Source organism: Rickettsia aeschlimannii, from assembly GCF_047973405.1.
Lineage (GTDB): Bacteria > Pseudomonadota > Alphaproteobacteria > Rickettsiales > Rickettsiaceae > Rickettsia > Rickettsia rickettsii.
Genome location: NZ_JBFQGO010000008.1, coordinates 32,501 through 36,362, shown reverse-complemented (window position 1 = coordinate 36,362; position 3,862 = coordinate 32,501). Strand labels below are relative to the sequence as shown.

Here is a 3,862-nt window from a genome sequence, read left to right as displayed (position 1 = left end):
GTAGTACTATGCTCAAGTACAGCTTTTAGAATAGCTAAATCACCTTTCCCTATAGCTTGATTAAGATTACATAATTCTATTTTCGTAGTACTATGCTCAAGTACAGCTTTTAGAATAGCTAAATCACCTTTCTCTATAGCCTTATCAAGATTATAGGAATTTACTTTAGTATTAACATAATTAAGCAAACAAATTAATAGTTTAGAATTCCCTTGCTCTATAGCGTACCCTATACTAGTATCAGTGTATAATCCTTTCTGATTTAACATAGTCTCTATCTTGCTTAGAGAAAATTTATTAAAATTATATGTTTCTAAGGTTAAAGCTCTACTAAATACCCTGATTAAGTCAGCGTATGTTAATTCTTTCGGCTTTGTTTCTATATTTAAGTTAAATATTTCAGGATATGATTCATGATATTCCGAATGAATATTTTTATAAAATTTTACAAAAGCTTTATATTTTTTATGTAGAAAAGCCGGCAACTCCGCTATGCTTTTCATATTTTTAATTTTATTAGCACTTAAAGAAAAACTATAAATTTGATTGTCTAATTTATAACTTATACTAAAATCTGACGCTGCTAATAAATGAAAATTATCTCTTATATATTCAATCAATAAAGAGTCATTTTTTGTTCTAGCATCATAATTATTTTGAGCTAATTGTATAATATTTGCATCGCTGGCCTTATTATAAGTGCATAACACTATATTGCCCTGTATCCAATCTAAATGATGTTGAGCGGCTCCTGAATGACAAGAAAATATATGAACAATATTACATTGATTTGCAGTGGTATTATTTTGTATTTTATTAAGCAGTGCAATATCTAACACAGAAGTTGTACCTTCATCAGAAAATATACTCATTGATAAGTAAGAAGGCTCAGGCATAAAATATGATTTAATTTTTCCCCATAAACCTAAATTAGTAGGTTTATAGAAAAACTCTGATCCATGTGCATTTATAAAATATTCACTACCTGTACCTGAAGGTAAGTCAGCTAAGGTTTTTATTTCCTGGATATCAGGATTTTCATTTTTCATACTTATATCCGGGCCTTTAAACAATATTTTTTGCATATTTATATCCTTATATAATTAACTTGATTACCATATTCTATGGGAATTACCACATAATATGGTAATTTTTACAAAAGTCAAGATAGAGTAAGAAAAAATCATATAAAGCTATATAATATTTATATAGATAATAGCATTGAAAATAAGGCTATAAAGTAACCGGCAAAAAAGGGATAAGATTTTTTAAAATCTTATCCCTAGTTGCGAATAAAAATAGAGTTTAGAAAAAACTTGCAATATTATTTATTAAATCTCCGGATCAGTATTTCCCAATATTGTTGTATCTGAATTACTATCCGTATTTTCTTCCATAAAATTTAAATTGAGTGCAATAGTATTATTTAAAAGAATTTCAGAAGTTATTCCTTTGTGAATTACTGATTGAGCATTATTTATATTTTCTATTATACCTTTTGAAACAATATTTGCCCCTAATGTCCCCTCACCAGATATATTTAAAGTACTGCCTGATACTAGATTTAGTGTACCAACTATATTCAAAGACCTTCCTGCTTCTATAGTTACGGTAGTATCAGAATTGAATGAGATATTACTAAGAATCACATTTGATGCTATAATAAGTTTAAGAGTATTCATATTCATAGAGTCTAAATGAATATCTAAACAATCTTCAACCTTTATTTCTTTTAAATAATTTTCTTATGCCTCTTTTGACATCTCAAGTAACTCATTTTTAGAAATAGTCATTATGTTATGTATTTGATCATTATTAAAAGTAAGGATTGCACTATTTCCTGCTATTAACTCACATAACTTATCTAACTCATGACCAACTACGTAATCAATATCTTTAAAACTAAGTTGCTTTTGTTTAAGTAATTTTTTTTCATTAAGAAGATAGGTTGTTTTTGTATCGTTTATTGCTCCAAGTTCATTTATGCCTTTGTGCTTATCATCTTCATAATAATTACGAGCAATTTCAAATAATTTTGTTACTGCATTTGCACTAGCCATATCATTATAACTAGCTAATGTATTTAATAATTCATGATTTGAAATAATAGTTTTCATTTCTTCTGCACTTAATATTTTCTCTTTAACTAAAAAATGATCTTCCATCTTTTCTATTGATGATTTAGCTCTTACCGCTTGTACCCTTCTTGTCCCTAATGGTTTATAACTATCTATACTTTCCTTATCTTGTTTTTTCTTATACACCTCTTCTATTGCTTTTCGCTCTAATTCATTACTCTTATTCCACTCAAAAGCCTTTTTTCTTCATTTTCAGGTTGATCGTTTTTAATACGCTCTATTTTTGTATCTATTTCTACAATTTTCTCTTCTATAGATATACTTGATTTTTTATATATTTCTGCAAAAAATTCATCCTCTATTGTATAATTTTTATCTTTAATATATTTCCTAAATTCTGATTTTAATCTAAAAAATTCTTGCATGACTCCAGAATTTTTAATAATCTCAGGCAATTCAAAATTATTTAAATCACCTTGGATATATTGAAAATTTTCTTTTTGCTTTTCATAGTCAAATAAAAATTCTGCTTTTATATACTCTTCAATAGCATCAATAACGCTTACTACAAAACTTGTCTTTTCTACTTCAAAATCTAATTCGCTCATATTTATCCTAATTATTATTAAATTGAAATTTAAGAAATTTTAACTTTTGGTAGTATAATAATTAAGATAGTGTCAATGTCATAATAGTCAATTCAATGAGATTGGCATAAAAGGAGCAAAGCGCGAAGCCTATAACTAATAGGAAAGCGACGAGTAATGATGTAGGTGAGTCCAAATCAATTGACTATAAAATACGGTCATTGATTTTTATGCAAAATTCTATTGAACTATTCTCAATAAAAACTTACAACCACTTCCGTTTCTTAAAATATTTATAGGTAATAATTGTAGATAATAGCATTAAGAATAAGGCTATAGGATAACCATACGGTGATTTAAGCTCAGGCATTACGGTAAAATTCATGCCGTAAATACTAGCTATTAAAGTGGGTGGGAGAAAAAATATAGTCACCAACGAGAAAATTTTAATAATATTATTTTGTTCAATTGCAATCATACCGAGTGCTGCGTCTAGGGTTCTTGCAATCTCGCTAGATATAAATTGTGAAAAATTAATTATTGAGTCTACGTCTCGAAGCAATGTATCTAATAGATCCTTAGATGCTTTATTTTGAGTTATTTGTGGAGATTTTAAAATATATTGAATAGCCATAGTTAAAGAAAATAAACACTCACGGCTTTTAGAAAGTAAATCACCTTTTCGACCTATTTTTTTTAATACATTGGTATGATCTATACGCAAATCATTAATATTATTATCAAGTATTAAACGTCCATAATCATCAATATCCATACTAATCGACTGTACAATATTCGATAATCTTGTTACCATATTACGAAGTAACATAAATAAAATATTTTCTGCATTATGTGTGTTATTAAGCTGCTTAGCAAATTTATTTATACAGTCATTAAAGGGTATTAATTCTACGTAACGAACTGTTATAAGACAACATTTATGCAAAATAAATACTATAGAATGTGTTTCAGGAAATTCTTGCTCTTTATTAACGAGTTCCGTAATAGTTAGATATAACACCTCATTTTCAACATATAACCTCTCAGAAATCTCAATTTGCGATATGTCCTTTAAAGTCGGTATTTCTATATTTAATGTATTTTTTACTATTACTTTTTCTTCATCTGTTATATTGAATAAATCAATCCATAATGTGGATTCATTAATAATATATTCTTCATTTTTTACTATAGAAT

At 27.2% G+C, this 3,862-nt stretch carries 2 protein-coding genes and 4 pseudogenes (1 of these 6 only partly in view); 1 reads left to right on the top strand and 5 read right to left on the bottom strand.

Going from position 1 to position 3,862, the window contains the following annotated elements; genetic code table 11:
* From AB4K15_RS06765 to AB4K15_RS06750, 4 genes and pseudogenes are all read right to left on the bottom strand, one after another.
* The coding region (locus AB4K15_RS06765; RefSeq protein WP_500225775.1) for a hypothetical protein at positions 1-1,085 on the bottom strand (1,085 nt) is incomplete at its 3' end.
* 360 nt (positions 1,086-1,445) lie between these two features.
* Positions 1,446-1,688: pseudogene (locus AB4K15_RS06760) on the bottom strand (hypothetical protein); the annotation flags it as partial.
* Between the two features lie 252 nt (positions 1,689-1,940).
* Positions 1,941-2,165: pseudogene (locus AB4K15_RS06755) on the bottom strand (hypothetical protein); the annotation flags it as partial.
* A gap of 194 nt (positions 2,166-2,359) precedes the next feature.
* Positions 2,360-2,686, bottom strand: a pseudogene (locus AB4K15_RS06750) (hypothetical protein); the annotation flags it as partial.
* A 110-nt stretch (positions 2,687-2,796) separates the two neighbouring features.
* On the opposite strand from AB4K15_RS06750, the pseudogene AB4K15_RS06745 reads away from it, so the two are divergent.
* Positions 2,797-2,878: pseudogene (locus AB4K15_RS06745) on the top strand (palindromic element RPE2 domain-containing protein); the annotation flags it as partial.
* A 52-nt stretch (positions 2,879-2,930) separates the two neighbouring features.
* Here the strand turns inward: AB4K15_RS06745 and AB4K15_RS06740 are convergent.
* Positions 2,931-3,862: the 3' portion of a magnesium transporter CorA family protein gene (locus tag AB4K15_RS06740; protein WP_032073443.1), read on the bottom strand. It continues 28 nt past the right edge of the window; only the last 932 of its 960 coding nucleotides appear in the window; its start codon lies beyond the right edge, outside the window — the gene reads right to left on this strand; it ends in the stop codon at positions 2,931-2,933.